We start from the raw sequence: 23613 nt of genomic DNA on the forward strand, positions 1-23613 counted from the left end.
AAAAAGAGAACCACCTTACGAATCGACGCTTTGAGCTTCGGTATGCACCGCGTCATGTTTTTGCTGAGGCTCAGTCACCTTTCCGCGGCTCTTGGACGCTGAACTAAGTCATCTCCGCCGTACACCTGGCTCACCATGCCGACGTTGCCTCCCCGTCTCGAACTTGTGTTGCTTCTTTCCGCGGCAGCGACCGGTTACAACCTCACGATGCAGATCCTGCCCGGTCAGCGCATCGACCTGGCGCAGGTCGATGCTGAGGAGCGCGTTCAGGCTTCGGAGACTTTGTCTTCGTCCGGCGCTGTCTCGGTTTCAAGCTCCCCGCTGCCCATCAGTCCTGAACCAGTGGCGGTGATGGAGGTGGCTGTTGTGAACGCCGGGGGGACCTGTGCCATTCCGCCCATGGGTGGTCCCGCCCTGAATGAACGGTTTGAACCCTGTTAACCATCCAGCTCCGGCATCGATGGCCCCACGCCGCGCCAGCGTTTGAGCTGGAGATAGATCGCTGGAATCACAAACAAGGACAGCAGTGTGGACACCAACAATCCACTGAAGACGACCGTTCCGATGCTGATCCGGCTGGCTGATCCGCTGCCGCTGGCCAGAAGCAGGGGCAGGAAACCCGCCAGCGACGTGACCGCGGTGAGCAGGATCGGTCGCATTCGGTTGATGGCCGCTTCCTCGATGGCTTCGAAGAGAGGGATGCCTTGCTCGAGGCGCTGATTGGCGAATTCCACGATCAGGATCCCGTTCTTGGCGGCCAGGCTCACCAAAACGAGAAGGCCCATTTGGGCATAAACGTCCAGAGTGAGGCCTCGGAGTTTCAAGCCGATCAAGGCCCCGAGCAGGGCCATGGGCACGGTGAGCAGGATGATCAGAGGGTCGAGGAAACTTTCATAGAGCCCGGCCAACAGCAGGTAAACCACCGTGAGGCCGAGAGCAAACAGCACCCAGCTCACGGATTCAGCCCGGGTCTCTTCTTTGGCCAATCCGGTGAAGGTGAGGGCCAGATTGGATCCGCCGGTGCGATCGCTCAGGGTTTGAAGTAGATCGATGGCCTGTCCGCTGCTCACAGCATCGGTCGGCACAGCAATGATGCTGATCGAGCGGTTTTGGTTGTAGTGGGTAATGCTGTTGGCCCCCGAATCCCGTTTGAGGCGCGCAACATTGGCCACTGAGACCAGTTCACCGCTGCGATTGCGCACCATCAGACTTGTTAGGTCATCGGGAGTGCTGCGATCGGATCCCTCAAGCTGAACGTAGATGCTGCGGATCTGCCCGCCTTCGAAGGTGTCATCGATGTAGCGACCACCGATGGCCGTCCCGATGTCACGAAGGGTTGGTCCCACTGGCAGGTCAAGGGCTGCCATCTGGGTTCTGTCGATCTCCAGTCGCCATCGAGGTGAACTGGCATCAAAGCGGGTGCTCACCCGCTGAAAGCGGCCGGAGTCCTGTGCGGCTCGAATGAAACGCTGCGCCTGGGTTTCGAACTCCTGAAGACTCAGTTGGCCGCCACTGCGGTCCAACAGTTGCATCTGCAGACCCGATTCACTGCTGAATCCCCGCACTGTGGGAGGCGTGGTGACAATCACCCTGGCATCTGTAATTTGTCGCTGAAGAGCCTTGTTCAGCCGTTTCTTCACGGCTTCGCTGCTGTTCTCGCGCCCCGATCGCTCCTTCAGGGGAGCTAAACGCAAGTAAAAGGCGCCCCTGTCTTCTCCACTCTGGCCGAATGAACGGCCCGCATAGAAGTTGCCGCTGCGGATCAACGGTTCCTCCGCGATCACCTGACGGATCCGTTCCATCACCGCCTCGGTGCGCTCGAGGCTGGCTCCCTCCGGCAGGGTGAAATACCCCCGCACTTGTCCCTGATCTTCATCGGGGATGAAGGAGGTGGGAATCGTTGCCAGGCCGATCCCCGTCAGCATCAGACCCGTCAAAATCAGACCGAGAACGATGCGACCGCGAGGGAGCCAGAGCGCCAGGGCTTGGCCATACCAGCTCTGCAGACGCCGCATCCCCTGGCGCAGCCTCTGGCTGATGCGTTTCACAGGCCCGGGTAAGCGCCCGCTTCCTGAACTGAGAACCCGGGCACAGGCCATCGGGGTGAAGGTGAGGGCGTTGAAGGTGGAAAACAGGATGGCTCCACTGATGGCCAGTGCAATCGGTTGGTAAAGGCGTCCGATGGATCCTGGGATGAGCAGCACCGGCAGGAACACGGCAGCCAAGACGAGTGAGGTCGCCACCACCGCGCCAGCCAGCTCGGCCATGGCGTCTTCAGCAGCACCCTGAGGTTCAGCGCCGTCTTCGATTCGCCCGGCGATGTCTTCGCTCACCACGATGGCGTCGTCGACCACGATTCCGGTGGCGAGCACCAATCCGAACAGAATCAGACTGTTGAGATTCGAGCCGCTGAGCCGCACCACAACGAGGCTGCCGATCAAGGCGACAGGGACGGCGATGCCAGGAATCAGCGCCAGTCGCCAGCGCCCGAGGAACAGCACCAGCACCACCAGCACGAGCACCACCGCATCGCGCAATGTTCCTGTGGTGCGATCCAGGTTGGCCTGCACCGTTTCAGCGACATCCACAATCACCTGCATGCTCAGGCTGGGAGGAAAACTGCTTTCCAGGCGCTTGAGCGCTTCCATCACCGCGCCACTCACTTCGAGGGCGTTGGCACCGTCTCGCTGGAAAATGCCCACTGCGACAGAGCTGTTCCCCTCAAGGTTCAGGGTGCTGCTGCCGTAACTGCGCTGGCCGAGTTGGACTCGTCCAACATCCTTCAAGCGCACGAGACCACCTGCCTCCGTGCGCTTCACCACCATGGCTTCGAAGTCAGCTCGATTGCGCAGACGTCCTTCTGCATCGATGGGAAGGCTGAACAGTTGTCCGGCGGGTGCTGGGGCTTCTCCCAGGCTTCCCACTGCCGCGAGAACGTTCTGCTCGGCCAGCGCTGCGGTGACGTCGTTGGTGGAGAGGTTGAACTGCTCCAGGCGGTTGGGATCAAGCCAGAGTCGGAAGGCCAGCTCGCTGCTCCCGAACACGCGAATGTCTCCCACGCCCGGCACAGCCCTGAGCGCTTCCCGTAGGTTCTGATCCAGCCAGCCGCCGATGAAAATGGGTTCGTAAAGGCCTGGCGGAGCGCTGAACCCCAGGATCAACAGCAAGTCATCGGTGGATCGGTTCACGTTCAGGCCCTGGCGCGTCACGGCCTGGGGAAGCCGGCGGCTGGCCAGATTCACCTCGTTCTGAACTTTGATCGCGTTCAGTTCGGGATCCCCTGATTGGAAGCGGAGGCTGAGGCTGGCGCCGCCCTGACGGCTGCTGGACGTCATGCTCTCCAGTCCTTCCAGCCCATTGAGCTGTTTCTCAAGAACGGCTGTGACGCTTTGCTCCACCACCTCTGGGCTTGCAGCCGGGAAGGTGGCGCTCACGCTGACGCGTGTTGGGGCCAGTTGGGGAAGGTCTTCCAGTCCGAGTCCCACCAAGGCCACGGTCCCTGCCAGCAGCACGAGCAGGCTGCAGACGATGGTGAAAACAGGCCGCCGCAGAAACGGCTGGGAAATGGACCGCAAGGCCGCAGTGGCTCAGGAGCGCCAAGATCCTGACAGCAGAAAGCCCCGAATGCGCCATTCAGGAGCATTCGGGGCTTGATGGTGTTGAAAGAAGGTCCGGTGCAACCGGATCAGTTCACACTCCAAACACCGCCGGCGATATTCACGAGAGGGGCGACGAGCGCGGTGCCGGTGAGGAACCAGGCGAATGCAGCGCCTCCACAGCCTCCCAGCCAGAAGCCACTGGCAAACTCAGCCCAACCAGCTTTGGTGAACAGGTCGGCGGGAGGATTGTCAATTGTGGCGTCAGCAGGCTGCACATTGGGGCCATTGCCTGCGGTTCCGTAGATGGAGAGACACACCGTCAGGATGGAAACCAGGCCAATGGTGGCCAGCAATCCAGCGGTGGTGGAGTATTCGGTGAGTCGCAGGGGGCCGCAGATCGTGAACGGGCCGTACAGGAAAAAGCCATGAGCCATGCCCACTTCCAAGCCACGACGGTTGGGAGAGAGGGCTGGTCTGTAGGCAGGAAGTGCGTTGAGGAAGGCCTTGGTGAAATAACTGCTGTTCACCGGAGTGGCCAGGTTGCCGACGGTGGGGTCGGCCACGGGGGTCACGGTCATGGAATGGAAAGCGATTGAGGTGCGGAGCGCTGAAGCGGTCTGAAGGGCACGCGGCCGATCAATCAGTGGCTTCGATCACGTTGAACAGCAGAGCCATGGCCACAGCTGGGCCCATGATCCCCACGAGGGGAACGAACACTGAGGGCATCCAGGCAGCGACAAAATCTCCGGTCATGGCAGCGGCCAAAAGGTCCGCCAGTACTGTAGTGAGCGCCTTTCTTTCGGTCTCGTGCCGATGGCATCGGCGACATAAAAGTTCAATCCACACGGCGTCCGTCGCTCAAGCTCCATGACTCAGCTTCTCGCCGGTAGTGCAGCGTTCGTGCTGGTGGCTGTGCTCTGGCTGCTTGGACGTCGTCCGAGCAAAACGTTGCTGCGCAGCACCGACGCGGGCTCAGTGGCTGCGATCAACAGGGCCCAGCTCGGCCTTGTGCAAAGCGATGACTCAGCCTTGCCTGAGTCTTCCCTCGACGCCACGGCCGAAATCTCGGAGGCTGCTCCAGCCCCGCTGTTTTCACGGCCAGTGGGAACAGCTGCGCGCCTCGCTCTGACGAAGGAGCTGTGCCGGGCCATGGATCAGGGCGGGCCGGACGAGCGTTTGCTCGCCGTTGAACGTGCAGGGCTCTGGGGACATCGCTCCGTTTTGTCTGTGCTTCGCCGGGGCCTGCGTGATTCGGATCGGCGCGTTGTTTTAGCCGCCGCCGCCGGTCTCGAGCGCCAGCGTGGTGCAACCCGTCCGAGCCCGTCTCAGCAGGCCCGCCCTCCGCGCAATGTGGCCCGTATGCGGTAAATCGGTCTCCCCTGGCTTTCGTGATACGTGCGAATCAGCAGTTCTGCCAGTAGTCCGAAGCAGAACAGCTGGATGCCGGCCAACCCGAGCACCACCGCCAGGATCAGCAAGGGTCGTGTGCCGATGTCGTCACCCATCAGCTTGATCGCCAGCAGGTAGGAGCTGGCAATCAGGCTGAGGAGAATGGCGATCAGACCACCAAAGCCGAAGACATACATCGGGCGCGTCAGAAACCGCTTCATGAACCACACCGTGAGCAGGTCCATGAGCACTCGGAAGGTGCGGTCAATGCCGTATTTGCTTGTGCCGTACTGGCGGGCCCGGTGGTTCACCTTCACTTCGGTGATGCGTGCCCCTTCGATGAAGGCCAGTGCCGGCAGGAACCTGTGCAGCTCCCCGTACAGACGCATGTCGGCGAGCACATTGCGGTCGTAGGCCTTGAGTGAACAGCCGTAGTCATGCAGGCGCACACCCGTGACGCGCCCGATGATCCGGTTGGCAATACGGGACGGAAGCTTGCGTTGCAGTTCGGCATCCTGGCGGTCGTGACGCCAGCCACTCACCAGGTCGAAGCCCTCGCGTTGCTTGGCAAGCAGGAGGGGAATATCAGCGGGATCGTTCTGAAGATCGCCATCGAGGCTCACGATCACCTTGCCTTGCGCCACGTCGAAACCCGCGGCCATCGCTGCCGTCTGGCCGTAGTTCTTGCGCAGGAGCACGCCCACCAGCTCCGGCACGTCCGCGCTGATCCGTTCCAGAATAGCAGCCGTTGCATCGGTCGACCCATCGTTGACCAACACCAGTTCAAAGTGTTCACCGGTCGGACGCAGTGCGCTGAGGAGCTGCTCAACCAGTTCCGGCAGGCTCTCCTCCTCGTTGTAGAGCGGCACCACGACCGAGAGGTCAAGCCCTGCCATGGGGATCAAGCGCGTATCGCAGCAACTTAATCGGCGCTTGGATCGCCGTTGCCTGTGGCCCTAGGCCTGGGATTACCAGGACCGATAACGGCGGTAGATCGTTCGTGTCCCGAGTTGAACCGTTTTGCCGTTGGGACAGACCCCTTCCCGCGTCACCTTGTAGTACCCGGCCCGGCATTGACTGAGAGGAGTTCGGGAATAGGAATACTTCTCCCCAGGGCAGTAGGCGTCTTCATTGATCGAGCGGAAATCCCTGTAGCGCTCACGATCGTCTGTGCTCACCATCAGCACGGCCTGTCCTGCTGCAGGACTCCCTTCTTCACTGGCACCTGTCACCTTCCAGCGAAACCTGTTCTCTCCCGGACGTACGGACAGGAAACTGCCGTGTTGACGCGTGCCAAGACTGATGGAAAAGCTTTCAGAGCTTCTGCGTCCTTCACCATATTCCCTATTGGTGAAGCCACCCGTGCGTCGATTGCGGATCACGATTCGCTGCTTCGCCGCTGGCGGGGTCGATGCCAGAAAGCGGATGCCCTTGATCGGTGTCACGCTCTCCCCCGGGCAATCCCCCCTGTAAATCGTGCGCACGAGCGTGAGCTCCTCAACGGGCTGGCTGCCCTGGAGAAACTCCCCGCTGGAGCCATCCGTGCTGAAAGGGTTGCGTTCAGGCGTTCCTGGATCCCATTGCGCGATCAGGGTGCCGGCCAGCAGGGAAAGGGGGGCCATCGCTTGAGGTCAATGACTGCCATTTTGCTGTTTGGCAACCCCTGCCGCTGATCAGGGCAGGGTGGTGCCGTCATGACATCGCATGATCCGACCAGCCCCCCGTAGTTCGGCTCTGTAATGGCTGGCCACAGGGTGTCGGTCGCTGGGATGGAGGCTGTCGATGCCGATGCCATTGCGTCCATGCTCCCGCCCTGAACTGTGCATGTAGCGGCCGCGCTCGAGGTGAATCGCCACGTGCGTACAGCGTTGCGGTCGCCCGAAAAAGATCAGATCACCCGGTCGCAGCAGTTGGTCATTCCCTGGCCGAACAGCGACGGGTTCGCAGAAGCGTTCCTGTTGATAAGCGTCTCTGGGAAGCCAGATGCCGGCACTGGCGAAGGCACACTGCACCAGCCCCGAACAGTCGAGATCAGGGCCCAGCGTTCCGCCCCAGAGGTAGTCATTCGGGCGGGCGGCGGCAACCTTGAGCCATGCGAGCACTGCAGGAATCCGCGCCGCGATGGCGTCACTGCTCATCAGTCGAGGCCGGGGAGGTGTCGTTGTGCGCGCCTGTCCGGCGAGATCGGCCACGTTCAGCCAGCAGGGGTAGCCGTCCTCGAGCAATTGCACGCGGATGCGGGTGGTGCCGAGCTTGTCCACAGGGATGATCACGCGGAAGCGGCGGCCCGCCGCTGCCTGGGTTGCCAGACCTTCCCCGCGGCTACGGGCGTACCCGTTGAGGTCTTTGAGGAGTTGCCAGCAGCTCCCGGGAGTGATCAGATCCGGAGTCAACGGAGTGCCTAGGGTCGGCATTGACTGAAGCCAGTGCCATGGCGTTCTACCGCCCCGAGCCGACGATGCAGGAGCATTTAGCTGCTCTGATCGATCGGCTCGCCGCCGATGGACGACCTGGGCTGCATGAGCGAATGGCTGTGACCTGGGTGCGATACGACCAGGCATCGCCAGCGACGGGGAGCGGCTCTGGAGCGTCTTGGGCAGATCAGAAGCTCATGTATCCCGCCAGCGTGGTGAAGCTGATTTATGCGGTGGCCTCAGAACACTGGCTGGAAAGGGATGTGCTTCCAGACAGTGAGGAATTGCGTCGCGCTTTGCTCGACATGCTGGCCGACTCCAGCAACGATGCCACTGGGTTGATTGTGGACTTACTGACCGGCACCACCAGCGGGCCCGCCTTGCGTTCTCCAGCCTGGGAGCAGTGGCAGCATCAGCGCCTGGTTGTGAACCGGTGGCTCAGGGATTTCGGATGGCCCGAGCTGGAGCGGGTGAACTGTTGCCAGAAAACCTGGGGAGAGGGGCCCTATGGCCGCGAGAAGGCGTTTTATGGAGAGACCAATGCCAATCGCAACGCCCTGAGCACGGCAGCGGTGGCGCGCATGCTGGAAGCGGTGATGACGGATGGTGTGCTGTCGCCACCGGCTTGTCAGCGACTGCGCACCCGCCTGCTCCGCTCTCTGGATCAGGAGGTGAGGGCGGCAGACCCGGAAAATCAGGTGGACGGATTTCTCGGTGCCGGTTTGCCTGCAGGCAGCACGCTTTGGAGCAAGGCCGGTTGGATGAGCCAAGCGCGCCACGATGCTGCCTGGTGGGCGTTCGGTGATGAAGCCCCACACCTGCTGGTGGTGTTCACCGAAGGTGCTGAGTTGGCGAATGATGCGTCTTTGCTGCCCGCAATGGCCAGCGATCTGGCGCGTTTCGCGACCAGCGACTGATCCGATTCAATTCAACGGAGAGGGAGGGATTCGAACCCTCGACAGAAGTTGCCTCCTGTAACTCCTTAGCAGGGAGCCGCTTTCAACCACTCAGCCACCTCTCCAGCGGCCCGCCCACCCTATCAAGAGGTCGACCCCTCAGACCACCAGGCGGGGCAGCCGATGCTTGAAGCTGCAGAGCACTTCCCAGGGGATCGAATCGGACAGCTCGGCCCAGTCCTGGGGATGAATCACCGCGTCACCGTCCGAACCGAGCAGGGTGACCACATCACCCACATCCAAGGTTGGGTGGTCGGTGGCGTCCACCATCAGTTGGTCCATGGTGATTGCCCCCACCTGCGGAAGGCGTCGGCCGGCGTGGAGCACTGCAATCTGCCCTGAGAGACAGCGGCTCACACCATCGGCGTAGCCGATGCCCACCACGGCCAGTCGGCTGGGACGGCTGGTGACGAAACGGTGCCCGTAACTCACGCCCACTCCCGCAGGCACATCGCGGATCAGGCTCACGCGCGCCTTCACCCCCATGGCCGGTTCCAACGGCACGGTCTGGTTCAGGTGCTCGCTGGGTGCATGGCCGTAGAGCGCTAGCCCCACACGCACCTGGTCGTGGTGAAGGGAACGATCGCGAAGCGTCCCTGCTGAATTGGCGAGATGGAATTGGAGGTTGTCGCTGCGATGGGCGCGCGTGACGGCTTCAAAGCGCTCCTGTTGCAAGCGGGTGATGCGCTCTGCATCCCCCGAGGGTCCGCCATCGGCTAGGGCCAAGTGGCTATACACGCCACGGAGAATCAGCTGGTCAAGTTGCTGGATCGCCTGGGTGAGACGGCTGCCGTCCTGCCAATCGCATCCGAGGCGAGTCATGCCGGTGTCGAGCTTGAGCTGAACGGCGAAGCGTCGACCACTGCCACTGGCCAGGTTTTGGCAGAGCAGAGCTTCACGCATGCTGCTCAGCGTGGGCATCAGCTGCCAGTGCAGGCAAGCCCGCAGATCCTCCACCTGAATCAGATTGCCGAGGACCAGTACAGGAAGTTCGAGCCCTGCGCGGCGCAGCTCAATTCCTTCTTGAAGGGTGGCCACGCCAAGGCTGGTGGCGCCTCCGCAAATGGCGGCTCTGGCGACGGTCTCAGCACCGTGTCCGTAGCCGTCGGCTTTGACGACGGCCATCAGGGCACAGCCGGGGGCCAGAAGTTGTCTCAGCGCGCGGGCATTGCTTTCAACAGCCTGAGCGGAGACCTCCATCCAAGCCCGCTGACGGGGGTCGCTCCCGTTCTGGTGCTCGAGCCCTGCAGATTGTGGGTTGTCGACGAACAGGTCGGACATGGCTCGAGGTAGTGAGGGTCACAAAGCGTTGGTTGTGACCCCGATAGCATGGCGTTTAATCTGGGAGCTTGCATGAGCCAGGTTCTCGTTCTCAATGCGTCATACGAGCCCCTGAATATCACCACCTGGCGTCGGGCTCTGGTGATGATGCTGAAGGGAAAGGCCGAGAGCCTTGAACACGACTCAGAACGGCTTGTGCGCCGTGACCTGCATGTCCCGACCGTGATCCGGTTGCGCCAATTCGTGCGCGTTCCCTTCCGTCAGGTCCCTTTGACGCGTCGCAATGTGTTCCAGAGAGACAATCACACCTGTCAGTACTGCGGTGCCAAGGAAAATCTCTCGATCGACCATGTGATGCCGCGCAGTCGTGGCGGTGGCGACAGCTGGGACAACGTCACAACAGCTTGCATGCGCTGCAATGTGCGCAAGGGAAATCGCACGCCCCAGGAGGCGGCCATGCCATTACGGAGAGTGCCAAGACGACCACTCAGCAGTCTCAGCTTTGATGCCGTGCGTCAGATCGATTCTGGTCGGCACACTGAGTGGGCCAAATATGTGATCGGCGCCTAAGTCAGTCGTCGGATTGACGACTGAGCGCCTCCAGCTTGCTGCGTTGTTCCTCGGCGATACAAGCGCCGATCACATCCTCCATTTGCCCCTGGAGCACGGGGTCGAGGCTGAAATTGCGGCCGAGGCGGTGATCCGTGACCCTGTTGTCTTTGGCGTTGTAAGTGCGAATCTTTTCGCTTCGATCACCTGTGCCCACCTGAGCACGCCGGGCGGAGCTTTCCCGGGCGTTGGCTTCCGCGAGCTGGCGTTCGTAGAGTTTGGCCCGCAGAATCTCCATCGCCCGCTCCCGGTTCTGAAGCTGAGACCGTTCCTGGGTGCAGAACACCCGGATTCCGCTGGGGCGATGCATCAGATCGACGGCGGTTTCAACTTTGTTGACGTTCTGGCCTCCGGCTCCGCCGGAGCGTGCTGTGCTGATCTCTAAATCGGCGGGTTCGATTTGCACTTCGACGGGGTCGGCCTCGGGCATGACGGCCACGGTGGCTGTGGATGTGTGAACACGTCCTTGCGATTCCGTCGCGGGCACCCGTTGCACCCGGTGCACACCAGCTTCAAATTTCAGTTCGCTGAACACTGACTCTCCTTTGACCGAGAGGATCAGCTCTTTGAAGCCTCCAAGATCGGCCTCACTCGCACTGACTGGTTGAACCGTCCAGCCGCGCCGGCTGCTGAAGCGTTCATACATGCGTGCCAGATCACCAGCCCAGAGACAGGCTTCATCGCCACCGGCTCCGGCACGAATCTCCAGCATCACACTGCGTTCATCACGGGGATCTCTGGGCAGCAGGGCCAGGGTGAGCCGCTCAATCAACGCCTCATGGCGGATGTCCAGTTCGTCCAGCTCCAGTTGAGCAAGGTGGGCCATCTCCTCGTCACCACGGCTATCGCGCAGGAGCTCTCTGGCCTGTTCCCGCTCGGACTGCACCGCTTGCAGGCTGGCGTAATCGTTCACCAGGGGTTCGAGCCTGGAGCGCTCCCGGGCGATTGACTGCAGACGCGTGGGATCGGAGGCCACGTCTGGATCCGCCAATTGGCGTTCCAGGTTGTGGAAACTGCTGCGGGCCGCCTCGAGGCGACTGATCAAGGTTGATGGATCCATTCCCTCAGACACGGGGTTGATGCCTGTCTGCAAAGCACGACGCTGGATCAACAAAAACCCCCGAAAGCAGAGCTTCGTCTGCCTTCGGGGGGGTGTTCATGGCCAGGCCGTGATCAGGCGTCTGCTTTGTCACCAGCCTTCTTGTCTCCGGCGGCTTTGCCAGCTCCACCCATTCCGTATTTGCGCATGAAACGATCCACGCGTCCCTCGGTGTCGAGGATCTTCTGGGTGCCTGTGAAGAAGGGGTGGTTGCCACTCCACACATCAACGTGGATTTCGGGCTGCGTGGAACCAGTGGTCATCACCACTTCTCCGTTGCAGATCACCTTGGCATCGGGATACCAGGTGGGATGGATCTCGGGTTTGGGCATGACAGAAATCAGCGCTTGGAGAACTGGGGAGCTTTACGGGCTTTCTTGAGGCCGTACTTGCGACGTTCCTTGGCTCGAGGATCTCGGCTGAGATGGCCTTCGGTCTTCAGGGGTTTGCGATTGTCGGCGGAAAGCTCACACAAGGCGCGGGCTGCTCCTTGCTTGATGGCGTCGGCCTGACCGGTCAGCCCGCCTCCACGCACATTCACCAACACGTCGTACTCCGTGAGGAGTCCAAGGGTTTGCAGTGGAGCGCGAACCGCCGCCAGATAGGCAGGGTTGTAATTGAGGTAGTTATCGCCGGGGCGACCATTGATGGTGATAGTGCCGTTTCCTGGCACAAGGCGAACACGGGCCACAGAGGTTTTGCGGCGGCCGGTACCCCAGTAAACGACTGAATTCGTGGTGCTCATTGGGCAGTAGCGGCGGGATCGAGCTGCAGGGGCTTGGGCTGCTGGGCGGCGTGGGGATGCTCAGCACCCTTGTACACCTTCAATTTGCGGAACATCTGCCGGCCGAGGGCGTTGTGGGGAAGCATGCCTTTGATGGCTTTCTCCACGATTCGCTCAGGCAAGCGCTCCTGAAGGTGCGTGAAAGTTTCCACCTTCATGCCTCCGGGACGACCGGAGTGGCGGCGGTAAAGCTTTTGCTGGGGCTTGCTGCCGCTCACCCGGATCTTGTCAGCATTCACCACGACCACGAAATCGCCGGTGTCGAGGTGAGGGGTGAAACTGGCCTTGTTCTTGCCGCGGAGCACGGAAGCCACCTCGGTTGCCAGTCGGCCGAGGGTTTGATTCTCAGCGTCCACCAGGTACCACTGGCGGTCGATTGAATCGATGGAGGGGACAGAGGTCTTGTTCATCGCGCCGGCATGCCGGTTCTGATATGCCCCGTCGCGAGCGACGAAGCTGGGCAGGGAGCGTTGGTCACGCCGTGGCGTTCCAACCAGAGCTCAAAGATCGACTCTACCTTGTCGCAGTCACCCCCATCCTCTGAATTGGGTGGAGGCCGTGCGGCTTCGGTGCTGAATTACCAGCTTGGAGGATCCGGTGGTGGATCTTCCGAAGCCAGACAAAAAGTCGGTTGACAATCGTACCAGCCACCCTCACTGAAGATGCTGTCTTCGTAGCCAGCCCTGAGCAGGCAGAGGCCCTGAGGAGGCGCCCCATCCTTCACCTCGTCGCGCCGGCGTTCCCGCCAGCGGCGCTCGAACTGGTCTGGTGTGAGCCGATGTTCTCCGACGGCCACCAATTGCCCCATCATCAGGCGCACCATTCCATAGAGAAAGCCGCTGGCCTGAATTTCCAGGTCGATCAGATCGCCCCGCCGTTGAACGGAGACATCCTGAATGGTGGTTCGTGAGTGCGCTCTTCGGCTGCCAGCGCGCTGGAAGGCTGCAAAGTCATGACTGCCCAGCATGCCCTCGAGGGCCGCAGCCATGGCCTGCTCATCAAGCCGGGCTTGATAGCGATGCCATGTCCAGGGCGCGAGAAAGAGATTGGGGCGTCGGCCGTTGTACAGGGTGTAGCGATAGCGCCGGTAGGTGGCTGAGTAGCAGGCATGCCAGGAGAGCGGCCGTTCCACGGCTTCACGCACTCGGATGCTGGCGGGCAGCCGCCCATTCAAGGCCGGCGCCCAGCGACTGGCGGGAATCGGACCACTGCTGTCGAAATGCACAACCTGTCCGGCCGCATGCACACCGGCGTCAGTGCGACCAGCCGCGACGGCGTGGACCGGCCGGTGGGGATCGAGGTCAGCGATGGCCTGTTCCAGCACGCCTTGCACACTGGTGCCCTGCCGTTGCCGCTGCCAGCCACAAAAAAACGACCCCGCGTACTGGAGGCTGATGGCAATCCGCTGCGGCGAATCGGCTTCAGGTCCAGGTCGGGGGTCGTGAATCGTGCTGTGATCCGAAGGGGTCAGACCAACTCAATGATGGCCATCTCGGCATTGTCACCACGGCGGCGGACCGTGCGGGTGATTCGGGTGTACCCACCCTTGCGATCGCTGTAACGATCAGGTGCTTTTTCAAACAGTGCGTGCACAAGCTGTTTGTCATACACGTAGCCGAGGACGCGTCGTCGAGACGCCAGGCTGCCCTCTTTGGCCAAGGTGATCATCCGCTCGGCTTCATCCCTCAGGGCCTTGGCACGGGCCTTGGTCGTGGTAACCCGGCCTTCGCGGATCAGTTGCGTGGTGAGACCACGCAACATGGCCTTGCGTTGGTCAGCTGGGCGGCCCAGCTGAGGAACTCGACATTGGTGACGCATGGTTCGGGTGAGGTCTGGGAATGGAGTGAGAAACGATCAGGCGCTGGTGCGACTTTGGGGGATCTGGATGCCGATGCGTTCGAGGGCCTCGATCACTTCGTCAGCCGACTTGGATCCGAAGTTCTTGATCTCCAGCAGATCCTCGTAGCTGAAGCCCATGAGATCGGAAACCGAATTCACTTGAGCTCGCTTCAGGCAGTTGTAAGCACGCACCGATAGGTTGAGTTCCTCGAGAGGAATTTGAGCCTCAGCCGTGGGCTCGGGTTCGGCGCTGACTTCTTCGACCATGGTGACCGTGGCCAAAGGTTGGAACAGCTCGATCAGCTGATTGGCAGCCTGGGCAATGGCATCGTCTGGGGTGATGGATCCGTCGGTCACCACCTCCATACGCAGCCGCTCACGCGCGGATCCACCCTCGGCAACGGCCGTTTCATCGATGGTGAAGTTCACCCGATGCACTGGCATAAACACGGCATCGATCTGAAGAAGATCGATGGCGCTGGTGTCTTCGTTGTGGCGATCCACCGGCCGGTAGCCGATGCCCCGCTCCACGTGCACCTCAAGCTCGAGGCTGTAACCCTCACCAACGGTTGCGATCGCACGCTCTCCGTCCACCACCTGAACTTGGGAGGAGAACTGCAGATCGCGTGCTTTCACGGTTGCAGGTCCGGCGACCACCAAGCGACCGATTTCCAGCTCGCTTGTGCGGCTGTTCACCGTGATCTGCTTGCAGTTCAGGAGAATGTCGAGCACATCCTCGCGGACACCAGGGATGGTGGCGTACTCATGATTGACGCCAGCAATCCTCACGGCGGTGACGGCTGTGCCCTCGAGGTTGCCCATCAGCACACGACGCAGGGAGTTGCCGAGGGTCGTGGCCTGACCACGCTCTAAGGGGCCGATGAGGAACACACCGGTTTGAGAGCGATCGTCAGCGATCTGATGCTCGATACGGTCGATCTGGTATTGCAACACGGTCTGAGGCGGGGGGAGAGAGGGACCTGAACGGAAACGCGTGGATCAGACGCGGCGACGCTTGGGACGGCGGCAGCCGTTGTGAGGCAACGGTGTGACATCACGGATCAGGGTGATTTCCAGGCCAGCGACCTGAAGCGCGCGAATGGCGGTTTCCCGGCCTGAGCCAGGGCCACGGACCAACACTTCGATCTGACGCATTCCCTGATCAAGCGCGCGACGGGCCGCAGCTTCGGCCGCTGTCTGGGCTGCGAAGGGTGTGCCTTTGCGGGCACCTTTGAAACCGCTGGCACCAGCCGATGACCAGGAGATGACTTCTCCGGTGGTGTCGGTAATGGAAACGATCGTGTTGTTGAACGTGCTCTGAATATGAGCAACGCCGTTGGGGACGTTGCGCTTGGCCTTCTTCGGGCCTGATTTCTTGACGGTCTTGGCCATGGGCCTGGGGGTGATAGGAGCTGGAGGAACGGAGCGATCCGAACGACCGCGAGAGGCTTACTTCTTCTTGCCGGCCACGGTCTTGCGGGCGCCGCGTCGGGTACGGGCATTGGTGCGGGTTCGCTGGCCGCGAACCGGAAGGCTCATGCGGTGCCGGCGACCGCGCAAGCAGCCGATGTCTTGCAGACGCTTGAGAGCCATGCCCTCCTGCCGGCGCAAATCGCCTTCGATCGTGAAGGCTTCGGTGGCACCACGCAACTTCTGTACGTCACCATCTTCGAGGTCCTTGACGCGGGTGTCGGGGTTGACGCCGGTCTTGGAGAGAATGGTCTTGGCCCGGGTCAGGCCGATTCCGTAGATGTAGGTGAGGGCGACTTCGATCCGCTTGTCGCGGGGAATGTCGACACCAGCAATCCGTGCCACTGAGCTAATAATCGAGGGGGACAGTTGCCGCCTGGGGCGGCGAATGGGCGGTCAGAATGGTCAGACGACGGACGTTCAGCCCTGACGCTGCTTGTGCTTAGGGTTCTCGCAGATCACCATGACGCGGCCGTGGCGACGAATCACCCGGCACTTGTCACACATTTTCTTGACCGAGGCGCGCACCTTCATTGGGTGTGGCTCTCCAAAATTCCAAACAGCTAACCTACCACAGCGGGTCAAGCCAGACTTGCTTCAAGTCTTGTTGTGATGGCCTCCACGCTGCCCTGGGCATCCACGGAGATCAACAGACCCTTGGCCCGGTAGTAGTCGATCAGCGGTGCGGTCTGCTGGCGATACACCTCGAGGCGATTGCGGATCACCGACTCGTTGTCGTCGGCCCGTCCCCGACCCAGCAGTCGTTCGACCAGGACCTCGTCATCCAGTTCCAGGAGGACCACTGTTTCGATGCTTTGTTGCAATTCCCCGAGCAGGGGCTCCAGTGCCTCCGCCTGCGCCACGTTGCGGGGAAAGCCGTCGAGCAGCCAGCCTTGACCGTTGAGGGTGGTGAGCTGAGAGCGGACGATGGCGAGGACCAGGTCGTCGCTGACGAGTTCACCGCGATTCATGACCGCTTCGGCCTCCTGGCCAAGGGCGCTGCCCGCTGAGACCTCTGAGCGCAGCAGGTCGCCGGTGGAGAGATGGCGCAGGCCGTGGGTCTCGCAGAGGCGTGATGCTTGGGTTCCTTTGCCGGCTCCTGGGGGGCCGATGAAGAGCAGACGTTGTTTCATGGTGTGGATGGGACGTCAACAGGGGTGTGTGGATACGTGATCGCGTCGAATTCGTTGCGTTGGCGTAACGAATTCGTGCAGTTGTTACTGTCGAACCATGCCTTCGTAGCGCTGGGAGATCACGTAGGTCTGCACCTGCTTCGCGGTGTCGATGGCAACGCCGACCAGGATCAGCAGTGATGTCGCCCCCAGTCCTTGGAAGGTGGTGACGCTGGTGGCACGCTCAACGGCAGAGGGAATGATCGCCACGGCCCCAAGGAACAAGCCTCCCAGCAGAGTGAGCCGGTTCTTGACGCCCTCGAGATAGGTGGCTGTTGCACTCCCGGGGCGGACCCCCGGGATGGCGACGCCACCGCGTTTGAGATTGGTGGCGACTTCAGTGGGGTTGAAGGTGAGCGATGCGTAGAAGTAAGAGAAGCCCAGAATCAACGAGAAAAACAACAGTGCGTAGGGCCATGGGTTGGAAGCACTCGGATTCAACGCGCTTGCTGCGGTGATCAGCAGAGGGTTTTGGCTGAAATTGGCGATGGTGATCGGTAGGAAAATCAGTGCCGAGGCGAAAATGATCGGCATCACGCCACCGGCGTTCAGCTTCAGTGGCAGGTAACTCTGACGGTTGGGAAGCAGAGCCGATCCTCCAACCTGACGTTTGGCACTCACGATCGGAAGCCGTCGGGCTCCCTCCTGCACAAAGATGATTCCAACGATCGTGACCAGAAACACCAGCACAAGAACGATGATTCCAAAGACATCGTTCCGGTCTCCGGTTTGGGCTTTCTCGATCGTGGAGCCCAGGGCCTGAGGCAGGGTGGCCACGATGTTGAGGAAAATCACCAGGGAGGCTCCTTGGCCGATCCCTCGCTCGGTGATCACTTCGCTGATCCACATCACAATCATGGAGCCGGTTACCAGAGCCAGCGCCGTCTGGGTGATGAACACCGCGTCTGACAATCCTTCCAGGGCGTATGGACGAAGAATCACAGCGAAGATCACGCTCTGAATCAGGCCCCAACCCAGTGCCACATAGCGCGTGATTTGGGCGATTTTGCGTCGACCGGCTTCGCCTTCATTTTTCTGCAGATCTTCGAGCTGGGGCAGGGACGCTGTCAGCAGCTGCAGAATGATCGACGCATTAATGAATGGAAGAATCCCGAGCGCGAAGATGCCCAGGGTGGAGATGCCACCTCCGGTGAAGATGTCGAGAAATCCGATCAGCTGCCCCCCCTGCTGGATGAACTGCTGAAAGGCCACGCGATCGATGCCCGGCATGGGGATGTAAATGCCGAGGCGCACCAACATCAGCAAACCGAGCGTGGTGAGAACCCGGTTGCGCAGCTCCGGGTTCTGCACCAGTTGGGTGATGACTTCAGCGGCACTGGGGTTGCGTCCCCGACTGACGAGCATGAAACAGAGTGCGTGGGTTTGGGCTTGATGCAGGAAAGCCGTCCGCGGATCGAAATCCTGCGGACGGCTCAGACCTTAGAACTGGGCGGCATGACCTTGAAAGGTCTCACTCAGGAAGTTCGCAGGTTCCACCGGCGGCTTCGATCTTGGTGCGGGCTGAAGCCGTGAAGGCAGCGGCCTGAACCGTGAGTTTGGTCTTCAGTTCTCCATTCCCCAGAATTTTCAGGGGGTGCTTGGGACTTGTGACAATGCCGTCCTTCACCAGAGAGTCGAGACTGACGGTGCTCCCTGCCTTGAGGTCATTCAGAGCCGAAACATTCACCACAGTGAACTGCTTGGGGTTCACCAGCGGGAAGTGCTTCAGCTTCGGGACTCGGCGGTAGAGAGGCATCTGGCCGCCCTCGAAGCCTGGGCGCGTAGGCCGGCCCGAGCGGGACTTCTGACCGCGCATGCCGAAGCCGCAGCTTGCACCCTGGCCAGCGGCGATGCCGCGACCTTTGCGCAGTTTGCGGCGACGGGCGCCTTTGTTGGATTTGAGGGATTCGAGTCGGAGAGTCATGGGAATCAGGAGTAGATCTGCTCGAGGGAGATCCCCCGTTCCTTGGCGGTCTCCTTGTGGGTGCGGAGACTATCGAGAGCCACCATGGCGGCCCGTGCGTTGTTCAGAGGAGTCTTGCTGCCCAGGCGCTTGGCCAGCACGTTCTTGATGCCGGCGAGTTCCAGCACCGTGCGGATCGAGCCGCCGGCAATTACACCCGTACCGGGAGCAGCGGGCCGGATCAGCACGCTGGCAGCTCCGTCTCGCCCGTTGGAGAGGGTTGGGATCGAGTTGTGACGCGTAAGGGGAACCTTCACAAGGTGCTTTTTGCCATCGGCAACACCCTTGCGGACAGCCCCGATCACATCACCGGCTTTGCCGACGCCGACACCCACCTGGCCACGCTCGTTTCCGACGACGACAATCGCGCGGAAACTCATCTTCTTACCGCCTTTCACAGTCTTGGAGACCCGGCGGATCTGGACCACGCGCTCTTGCCATTCGGAGTCGCGCTCCTGGTTGCGGCGGTCACCGCGACGGCCACCGCGACGGTCTCCGCGGTCACCACGTCCGCCGCCACCGCGGCGTTGTTCCTGCTGTCCTTCGGCCGCTGCCGGGACATCAGCCGCTGATGGGATGTCGTTGGGGTTGGTCTGAGGGTTGGAATCGGTCATGTTGAGAGCAGGATCAGAACTGAAGGCCCGCTTCCCGGGCGGCGTCGGCAAGGGCTTTCACCCGGCCGTGGTACAGGTTGCCGCCACGATCGAAGACCACCTGTTGGATGCCCTTGGCAAGGGCGCGTTTGGCGACGAGCTCACCGACGGCGACGGACGCATCGCAGGTGCTCCCTGTCGCTGTGAGGCTCGTGCGCAGGTCTTTGTCAAGCGTCGATGCGGAGCAGAGCGTGCTCTGCGCTGCATCGTCGATGACCTGGGCGTAGATGTGGCTGTTGGAGCGAAACACAGCCAACCGGGGACGGTCGGCTGTGCCGCTGAGATGGCGACGCAGGCGCCGGTGGCGCTTCTGAGTCTGTTGTTTGCGAGAGAGGGTCGACATGCTGGGTTATGCGGAGGAGTGTCTGGCGGCGAATTACTTCTTGCCTGACTTGCCTGCCTTGCGCAGGATGCGCTCGCCCGCGTACTTGATGCCTTTGCCCTTGTAGGGCTCCGGCGGACGGATGGCGCGGATCTTGGCCGCCTCGTTGCCCACCAGCTCCTTGTCGGTGCCGGAGACAGTGACGTTGGTGTTGTTTTCGACGGCGAAGGTGATGCCTTCAGGGGCCAGCATTTCCACTGGGTGGCTGTAGCCGGCACTCACGACGAGGGTCTTGCCTTTCACTTGAGCCCTGGAGCCGACGCCCACGATTTCAAGTTTCTTGGAATAACCCTTGCTGACGCCTTCGATCATGTTGGCCACCAGGGTGCGGCACAGTCCGTGACGCTCTCTGGACTGGCGCTTCTCACTGGTCGGTGCCACAACGATGGTGTTGTCCACCTGGTTGACAGTGACACCGTCGGGGAGTGTGCGCTTCAGTTCGCCTTTCGGTCCCTTCACGGTGACCGCGAGTCCGTCAAGACTCACACTCACCTTGTCGGGAATGGGAATGGGAGATTTACCGATACGTGACATGGTTCTGGCTCCGGATCAATAGACGTAGCAGAGCACTTCACCGCCAACGCCCTGCTTGCGGGCGTCGCGATCGCTCATCACACCCTTGGACGTGGAGATGATGGCCACCCCCAATCCGCCGAGGACTTTGGGCAGTCCGCGGGTGTTCTTGTAGATGCGCAGGCCGGGCTTGCTCACCCGTTGCATGGAGCGGATGGTGGGCAGGCGGTGCTTGCCGCTGTACTTCAGTTCCAGCACCAGGTTGGTGTGGACTCCTTCGCCTTCTTCGCTGATTTCAGCGATGAATCCTTCCTGCTGCAGCACCTTGGCGATGCTGCGGGACATGCGGGATGCGGGGACTTTTGTGTTCTGGTGACGTTTCTCACTCGCATTACGAATGCGGGTGAGCATGTCGGAAATAGGGTCGTGGTTGGCCATGGTGGTTTCCGAGGAGGGCTCAGTTGCTGCGGAATGGCATTCCCATCTCGCGGAGGAGGGCCCGGCCCTCTTCATCCGTGCGGGCAGTGGTCACGATGGTGATGTCCATGCCCCTGATGGCATCGATTTTGTCGAAGGAGATTTCAGGGAAGATGATCTGCTCTCTCACCCCCAGGGTGTAATTGCCGCGGCCGTCAAAGCTCTTCGGGCTGACGCCTCTGAAGTCGCGGATGCGGGGAAGCGCCAGGTTGATCAGTCGCTCAAGGAACGCGTACATCCGTTCACCACGCAGGGTGACGGCGCAACCGATGGGCATGCCCTGGCGGATTTTGAAACCGGCGATGGCTTTCTTGGCGCGGGTCACCACCACTTTCTGGCCGGTGATTTGAGCCAGCTCATTCACGGAAGCCTCGAGAGACTTCGCGTTCTGAGCGGCTTCGCCAAGTCCTCGGTTGACGGTGACTTTCACCACCTTGGGGACTTCATGGACGTTGGAGAGACTCAGATCCTTCAGCAGTTTGGGCTGAATGGTCTCCCGATAGCGCTGTTTCAGTGACATGGCTGGGGGATGGGACTTCTGGGCTTGGTCAGAAGGAGGATCGGGGTGATCAGTCGATCACCTCGCCTGTTTTCTTGAGACGGCGCTTCTTGCTGCCATCTTTCTCGGTGATCAGCTCGACTCGGCTGGCCACCTTTTTGGCTGTGGAATAGAGCATCACGTTGGAGGCATGCAGCGATGCCTCTTCAGTGACGATCCGCCCGCTCTCACCCTCCTGGGTGGGCTTCACGTGGCGGGTGCGCATATTGACGCCCTCCACGATCACGCGGTTTTCGTTGGGCAGCGTGCGCAGCACTTCTCCGGTCTTGCCCTTGTCTTTGCCGGCGATCACCTGAACGGTGTCGCCTTTGCGCAGACGCATCTTGATGCGCTGGGTTGGAGCGGATTGGGATGTTGCAGTGGCCATGATCAGATCACCTCCGGAGCGAGGGACACGATTTTGGTGAAGTTGCGCTCGCGCAGCTCACGGGCCACGGGGCCGAAAACGCGGGTGCCCTTGGGGTTCTTGTCGTCGTTGATGATCACGGCGGCGTTGTCGTCGAACCGGATGGAATTGCCGGTGTCACGACGCAGGGTTGCTTTGGTGCGAACCACCACAGCCTTGACCACATCAGACTTCTTCACGCCCATGTTGGGCATGGCGTCTTTGACGGCGGCAACGATCACATCACCCACGTGGGCGTAGCGACGATTGGTGCCCAGCACACGGATGCACTGGATGCGCTTGGCGCCACTGTTGTCGGCGACGGTGAGGAAGGATTCCTGCTGGATCATTTTTTGGCCTCCTCAGCCTTGGGGCTGTGGCTCAGCACTTCGGCGACGGCCCAGCGCTTGTGACGGCTGAGCGGACGTGTTTCAGTGATGCGAACCCGGTCTCCGACGCGAACACTGTTGTTTTCGTCGTGAGCTTTGTAGCGGGTGGTGCGGCTCACCGTCTTTTGATAGATGGGATGTGGGAAGCGGTTTTCCACCGCCACCACCACCGTTTTGTCCATCTTGTCGCTGACGACGGTGCCGACCCTTTCCTTGAGTGCCATGGGAATGAAGCGGGGGATCAGGAGGCGGTGGAGCTTTGTCGCTCCTTCTGCACCGTCAGCAGCTGAGCGAGCTTGATGCGGCTCTGCTTGAAGCGGTGGGTGTTGCCCAGCTGCCGGGTGGCTTGCTGGAAGCGCAGATCGAACAGCTCGCGGCGCAGGCCGTTGATCTGTTCATTGATGTCTGCGTCGGAGAGCTGACGCAGTTCGGAAGCGTTGGGACGTGCCATGGTCAGGACTCCACGGTGGCGGCAGCAGCTGCCGGGGCGCTCGCTCCGGCGGACTGCTCCTGTTCATCGAGGCTGATGAACTTGGTCTTCACAGGGAGCTTGTATTGCGCCAGGCGCATGGCTTCCCGTGCAATTTCAGGGGTGATTTCGTCACCACCCATCTCAAACAGGATCCGACCGGGTTTGATCACGGCGACCCAGAATTCCGGGTTGCCTTTACCGGAACCCATGCGGGTTTCGGCGGCTCGCATGGTGACGGGCTTGTCCGGGAAGATTCGGATCCAGATCTTGCCGCCACGCTTGACGTAGCGGGTCATGGCACGGCGGCTGGCCTCGATCTGGCGCGAGGTGATCCAGCCACATTCCTGTGCCTGAAGAGCGAACTGACCGAAAGCGATGGTGTTGCCACGGGTGGCGACGCCACGCATGCGGCCGCGTTGCTGCTTACGGAATTTGACGCGTTTTGGACTCAGCATGGTTCAGGCCTCCTGTTCACCCCTCGTTGGAGCGGTCTTCGAACTGTTGGGGCCTGCGGCCGGCCCGACGCCGCGGGGTTGCCCCCACAGGCAGTTGCTGCTGGGCTTCATCTCCCAGCACTTCGCCCTTGAACACCCAAACCTTGATGCCCAGCACGCCGTAGGTCGTGCTGGCCACCTTGGTGGCGTAATCGATGTCTGCACGCAGGGTGTGAAGGGGGACACGACCTTCGCGGGTCCACTCGGTTCGGGCAATCTCGGCGCCGTTGAGGCGACCAGACACCTGAATTTTCAGGCCGAGAACACCAGCGCGCTGGGCACGCTGCACGGCCATGCGGATGGTGCGACGGAAGGCCACACGCTTTTCCAGCTGTTGGGCGATGTATTCCGCCAACAGGAAAGCGTCGGCATCGACTCGTTCCACTTCAACCACGTTGATCCGGACCTGACGGTTCGGATCACCCACGGTTTTCTGGATGCCAGAGCGCAGCTCTTCAATGCCGCTGCCCTGGCGGCCGACCAACACGCCGGGGCGTGCGGTTTTCAGTTCCACTTCAAGCTGATCAGCCTTGCGGGCAATCAGCACATCACTGATGCCGGCGGAGCCGTACTTCTTGTGGATGAACTTGCGAATCCGATCGTCTTCCTTAAGGAGGGTCGGATAGCTTTTGCTGGAGGCGTACCAGCGTGACCGGTGCTCCTGGGTGATCCCCAGGCGTAAGCCGGTTGGATGGATTTTGTGTCCCATCAGTC

General features: G+C 61.2%; 35 protein-coding genes and 1 tRNA gene. 4 read left to right on the forward strand and 32 right to left on the reverse strand.

Going from position 1 to position 23613, the window contains the following annotated elements:
• Nucleotides 1-135 precede the first annotated feature (135 nt).
• On the forward strand, nt 136-441 hold the full coding sequence (locus SynBMKMC1_RS02400; RefSeq protein ID WP_186472595.1) for a hypothetical protein: 306 nt from the start codon (nt 136-138) through the stop codon (nt 439-441).
• Here the strand turns inward: SynBMKMC1_RS02400 and SynBMKMC1_RS02405 are convergent.
• From SynBMKMC1_RS02405 to SynBMKMC1_RS02415, 3 genes are all read right to left on the reverse strand, one after another.
• Nucleotides 438-3575 carry an efflux RND transporter permease subunit gene (locus SynBMKMC1_RS02405; RefSeq protein WP_186472596.1) on the reverse strand — a complete coding sequence of 1046 codons (3138 nt, stop codon included), beginning with the start codon at nt 3573-3575 and terminating at the stop codon, nt 438-440. The genes SynBMKMC1_RS02400 and SynBMKMC1_RS02405 overlap by 4 nt on opposite strands.
• 110 nt (nt 3576-3685) lie before the next feature.
• Complete coding sequence (locus tag SynBMKMC1_RS02410; protein ID WP_186472597.1) at nt 3686-4177, reverse strand: photosystem I reaction center subunit XI; 492 nt, start codon at nt 4175-4177, stop codon at nt 3686-3688.
• A 58-nt stretch (nt 4178-4235) separates the two neighbouring features.
• A complete protein-coding gene (locus SynBMKMC1_RS02415; RefSeq protein WP_186472598.1) occupies nt 4236-4352 on the reverse strand; it encodes a photosystem I reaction center subunit VIII in 117 nt (38 codons plus the stop codon).
• A gap of 114 nt (nt 4353-4466) precedes the next feature.
• On the opposite strand from SynBMKMC1_RS02415, the gene SynBMKMC1_RS02420 reads away from it, so the two are divergent.
• Nucleotides 4467-4967 carry a hypothetical protein gene (locus SynBMKMC1_RS02420; protein ID WP_186472599.1) on the forward strand — a complete coding sequence of 167 codons (501 nt, stop codon included), beginning with the start codon at nt 4467-4469 and terminating at the stop codon, nt 4965-4967.
• On the opposite strand, the gene SynBMKMC1_RS02425 is transcribed toward SynBMKMC1_RS02420, so the two are convergent.
• From SynBMKMC1_RS02425 to SynBMKMC1_RS02435, 3 genes are all read right to left on the reverse strand, one after another.
• Nucleotides 4925-5884 carry a glycosyltransferase family 2 protein gene (locus SynBMKMC1_RS02425; RefSeq protein WP_186472600.1) on the reverse strand — a complete coding sequence of 320 codons (960 nt, stop codon included), beginning with the start codon at nt 5882-5884 and terminating at the stop codon, nt 4925-4927. The genes SynBMKMC1_RS02420 and SynBMKMC1_RS02425 overlap by 43 nt on opposite strands.
• A 72-nt stretch (nt 5885-5956) precedes the next feature.
• On the reverse strand, nt 5957-6610 hold the full coding sequence (locus SynBMKMC1_RS02430) for a hypothetical protein (RefSeq protein WP_186472601.1): 654 nt from the start codon (nt 6608-6610) through the stop codon (nt 5957-5959).
• 51 nt (nt 6611-6661) lie between these two features.
• On the reverse strand, nt 6662-7402 hold the full coding sequence (locus SynBMKMC1_RS02435) for a C40 family peptidase (protein ID WP_186472602.1): 741 nt from the start codon (nt 7400-7402) through the stop codon (nt 6662-6664).
• A gap of 17 nt (nt 7403-7419) precedes the next feature.
• Between SynBMKMC1_RS02435 and SynBMKMC1_RS02440 the strand changes: the two genes are divergently transcribed.
• On the forward strand, nt 7420-8319 hold the full coding sequence (locus tag SynBMKMC1_RS02440; protein ID WP_186472603.1) for a serine hydrolase: 900 nt from the start codon (nt 7420-7422) through the stop codon (nt 8317-8319).
• A 15-nt stretch (nt 8320-8334) separates the two neighbouring features.
• On the opposite strand, the gene SynBMKMC1_RS02445 is transcribed toward SynBMKMC1_RS02440, so the two are convergent.
• Together SynBMKMC1_RS02445 and alr are read right to left on the reverse strand one after the other, a co-directional pair.
• Nucleotides 8335-8423 (reverse strand) — tRNA-Ser (locus SynBMKMC1_RS02445).
• 34 nt (nt 8424-8457) lie between these two features.
• Entirely contained in the window at nt 8458-9639 is a 1182-nt protein-coding gene (alr, locus tag SynBMKMC1_RS02450) for an alanine racemase (protein ID WP_011932325.1), read from the reverse strand.
• Between the two features lie 72 nt (nt 9640-9711).
• On the opposite strand from alr, the gene SynBMKMC1_RS02455 reads away from it, so the two are divergent.
• Entirely contained in the window at nt 9712-10209 is a 498-nt protein-coding gene (locus SynBMKMC1_RS02455; protein ID WP_186472604.1) for an HNH endonuclease, read from the forward strand.
• Nucleotide 10210: 1 nt separating this feature from the next.
• On the opposite strand, the gene prfA is transcribed toward SynBMKMC1_RS02455, so the two are convergent.
• The 24 genes from prfA to rpsC form a co-directional block, all read right to left on the reverse strand.
• Nucleotides 10211-11308 carry a peptide chain release factor 1 gene (gene prfA / locus SynBMKMC1_RS02460; protein WP_011932327.1) on the reverse strand — a complete coding sequence of 366 codons (1098 nt, stop codon included), beginning with the start codon at nt 11306-11308 and terminating at the stop codon, nt 10211-10213.
• Nucleotides 11309-11421: 113 nt separating this feature from the next.
• Entirely contained in the window at nt 11422-11679 is a 258-nt protein-coding gene (gene rpmE / locus SynBMKMC1_RS02465) for a 50S ribosomal protein L31 (protein WP_186472605.1), read from the reverse strand.
• An 8-nt stretch (nt 11680-11687) separates the two neighbouring features.
• Complete coding sequence (gene rpsI / locus SynBMKMC1_RS02470; protein WP_186472606.1) at nt 11688-12092, reverse strand: 30S ribosomal protein S9; 405 nt, start codon at nt 12090-12092, stop codon at nt 11688-11690.
• Nucleotides 12089-12541: a 50S ribosomal protein L13 gene (gene rplM, locus SynBMKMC1_RS02475; RefSeq protein ID WP_186472607.1), complete on the reverse strand. Its 453-nt coding sequence runs from the start codon at nt 12539-12541 to the stop codon at nt 12089-12091. Before rplM ends, rpsI begins: the two co-directional genes overlap by 4 nt.
• 167 nt (nt 12542-12708) lie before the next feature.
• Entirely contained in the window at nt 12709-13578 is an 870-nt protein-coding gene (truA, locus tag SynBMKMC1_RS02480; protein ID WP_186473287.1) for a tRNA pseudouridine(38-40) synthase TruA, read from the reverse strand.
• 20 nt (nt 13579-13598) lie between these two features.
• Nucleotides 13599-13949, reverse strand: a complete 351-nt coding sequence (gene rplQ, locus SynBMKMC1_RS02485) for a 50S ribosomal protein L17 (protein ID WP_006042229.1) — start codon at nt 13947-13949, stop codon at nt 13599-13601.
• Between the two features lie 36 nt (nt 13950-13985).
• Complete coding sequence (locus SynBMKMC1_RS02490; RefSeq protein ID WP_011932332.1) at nt 13986-14924, reverse strand: DNA-directed RNA polymerase subunit alpha; 939 nt, start codon at nt 14922-14924, stop codon at nt 13986-13988.
• A gap of 45 nt (nt 14925-14969) precedes the next feature.
• Nucleotides 14970-15362: a 30S ribosomal protein S11 gene (gene rpsK / locus SynBMKMC1_RS02495; protein WP_006042227.1), complete on the reverse strand. Its 393-nt coding sequence runs from the start codon at nt 15360-15362 to the stop codon at nt 14970-14972.
• A gap of 57 nt (nt 15363-15419) precedes the next feature.
• Nucleotides 15420-15785: a 30S ribosomal protein S13 gene (gene rpsM, locus SynBMKMC1_RS02500; RefSeq protein WP_186472608.1), complete on the reverse strand. Its 366-nt coding sequence runs from the start codon at nt 15783-15785 to the stop codon at nt 15420-15422.
• 75 nt (nt 15786-15860) lie between these two features.
• Nucleotides 15861-15974, reverse strand: a complete 114-nt coding sequence (gene rpmJ, locus SynBMKMC1_RS02505; protein ID WP_006042225.1) for a 50S ribosomal protein L36 — start codon at nt 15972-15974, stop codon at nt 15861-15863.
• Between the two features lie 47 nt (nt 15975-16021).
• Nucleotides 16022-16573 carry an adenylate kinase gene (locus SynBMKMC1_RS02510; RefSeq protein WP_186472609.1) on the reverse strand — a complete coding sequence of 184 codons (552 nt, stop codon included), beginning with the start codon at nt 16571-16573 and terminating at the stop codon, nt 16022-16024.
• Between the two features lie 84 nt (nt 16574-16657).
• On the reverse strand, nt 16658-17977 hold the full coding sequence (secY, locus tag SynBMKMC1_RS02515; protein ID WP_011932335.1) for a preprotein translocase subunit SecY: 1320 nt from the start codon (nt 17975-17977) through the stop codon (nt 16658-16660).
• 106 nt (nt 17978-18083) lie between these two features.
• Entirely contained in the window at nt 18084-18536 is a 453-nt protein-coding gene (rplO, locus tag SynBMKMC1_RS02520; RefSeq protein ID WP_011932336.1) for a 50S ribosomal protein L15, read from the reverse strand.
• A 5-nt stretch (nt 18537-18541) separates the two neighbouring features.
• Nucleotides 18542-19189: a 30S ribosomal protein S5 gene (rpsE, locus tag SynBMKMC1_RS02525; protein ID WP_006042220.1), complete on the reverse strand. Its 648-nt coding sequence runs from the start codon at nt 19187-19189 to the stop codon at nt 18542-18544.
• A 13-nt stretch (nt 19190-19202) separates the two neighbouring features.
• Nucleotides 19203-19571, reverse strand: a complete 369-nt coding sequence (gene rplR, locus SynBMKMC1_RS02530) for a 50S ribosomal protein L18 (RefSeq protein ID WP_011932337.1) — start codon at nt 19569-19571, stop codon at nt 19203-19205.
• 33 nt (nt 19572-19604) lie between these two features.
• Nucleotides 19605-20144, reverse strand: coding sequence for a 50S ribosomal protein L6 (rplF, locus tag SynBMKMC1_RS02535; RefSeq protein ID WP_011932338.1), 540 nt, complete (start codon nt 20142-20144; stop codon nt 19605-19607).
• Nucleotides 20145-20159: 15 nt separating this feature from the next.
• Nucleotides 20160-20561: a 30S ribosomal protein S8 gene (gene rpsH, locus SynBMKMC1_RS02540; protein ID WP_006042217.1), complete on the reverse strand. Its 402-nt coding sequence runs from the start codon at nt 20559-20561 to the stop codon at nt 20160-20162.
• A 19-nt stretch (nt 20562-20580) separates the two neighbouring features.
• Nucleotides 20581-21120: a 50S ribosomal protein L5 gene (rplE, locus tag SynBMKMC1_RS02545; protein WP_011932339.1), complete on the reverse strand. Its 540-nt coding sequence runs from the start codon at nt 21118-21120 to the stop codon at nt 20581-20583.
• A gap of 49 nt (nt 21121-21169) precedes the next feature.
• Complete coding sequence (gene rplX, locus SynBMKMC1_RS02550; RefSeq protein WP_011932340.1) at nt 21170-21526, reverse strand: 50S ribosomal protein L24; 357 nt, start codon at nt 21524-21526, stop codon at nt 21170-21172.
• Between the two features lie 2 nt (nt 21527-21528).
• Nucleotides 21529-21894 (reverse strand): 50S ribosomal protein L14, encoded by a 366-nt coding sequence (gene rplN / locus SynBMKMC1_RS02555; RefSeq protein WP_006042214.1) that lies wholly within the window; start codon nt 21892-21894, stop codon nt 21529-21531.
• Entirely contained in the window at nt 21891-22157 is a 267-nt protein-coding gene (rpsQ, locus tag SynBMKMC1_RS02560) for a 30S ribosomal protein S17 (protein WP_011932341.1), read from the reverse strand. Before rpsQ ends, rplN begins: the two co-directional genes overlap by 4 nt.
• A gap of 17 nt (nt 22158-22174) precedes the next feature.
• On the reverse strand, nt 22175-22384 hold the full coding sequence (gene rpmC / locus SynBMKMC1_RS02565) for a 50S ribosomal protein L29 (RefSeq protein WP_186472610.1): 210 nt from the start codon (nt 22382-22384) through the stop codon (nt 22175-22177).
• 2 nt (nt 22385-22386) lie between these two features.
• Nucleotides 22387-22860, reverse strand: a complete 474-nt coding sequence (rplP, locus tag SynBMKMC1_RS02570) for a 50S ribosomal protein L16 (protein WP_011932343.1) — start codon at nt 22858-22860, stop codon at nt 22387-22389.
• A gap of 16 nt (nt 22861-22876) precedes the next feature.
• Complete coding sequence (rpsC, locus tag SynBMKMC1_RS02575) at nt 22877-23608, reverse strand: 30S ribosomal protein S3 (RefSeq protein ID WP_011932344.1); 732 nt, start codon at nt 23606-23608, stop codon at nt 22877-22879.
• Nucleotides 23609-23613 lie beyond the last annotated feature (5 nt).

It is taken from the genome of Synechococcus sp. BMK-MC-1, from assembly GCF_014279955.1.
Classification (GTDB): domain Bacteria; phylum Cyanobacteriota; class Cyanobacteriia; order PCC-6307; family Cyanobiaceae; genus Synechococcus_C.